The following is a 448-nucleotide window of genomic DNA, read 5'->3' on the forward strand; positions in this document are numbered from 1 at the left end:
TATTTAAAGATTTGCTTAAGATAGGGCTGTTGGAGATTCTCCAATAGCCTTTTCTTGTATTTGCATACTCCCATGCTTTGTATTTATTAACTCCTAGCTTTACTAGATTTCTCTGTTTAGTGCTAATCTTCTTCCATTGTTTCCATATGCAAGCTCTTAGTCTTCTCCTAATCCATTGGTCTAGTTGCGCTAGCTTCGCTTTCGCGTTAGCTATTCCATAATAATTAATCCACCCTCTCATTATTTGATTTAATTTCTCCAACCTATATTCAATACTAATTCCTGTATTTCTATTAGTATAAAATTTAATCTTATCTTTAAATCTCTTTACTGACTTTTCGTGAATTCTTATTTCGGCTCCGCTTTTCGCAAAATAGAATGAAAATCCTAAGAATTTTCTTCTAGATACAAAGTCTACTGCACTTTTACTCTTATTTACTTTAAGTTT

Annotated in this window: 1 protein-coding gene; it reads right to left on the reverse strand. The window is 31.9% G+C overall.

Annotation, left to right across the window (positions count from 1 at the left end; translation table 11 throughout):
- The coding region (locus FAY47_RS19955; RefSeq protein WP_279232231.1) for a group II intron maturase-specific domain-containing protein at positions 1-448 on the reverse strand (448 nt) is incomplete at both ends.

Source organism: Clostridium sp. HBUAS56017, assembly GCF_007115085.1.
In the GTDB taxonomy this organism is placed as follows: Bacteria; Bacillota; Clostridia; order Clostridiales; family Clostridiaceae; genus Clostridium; species Clostridium cibarium.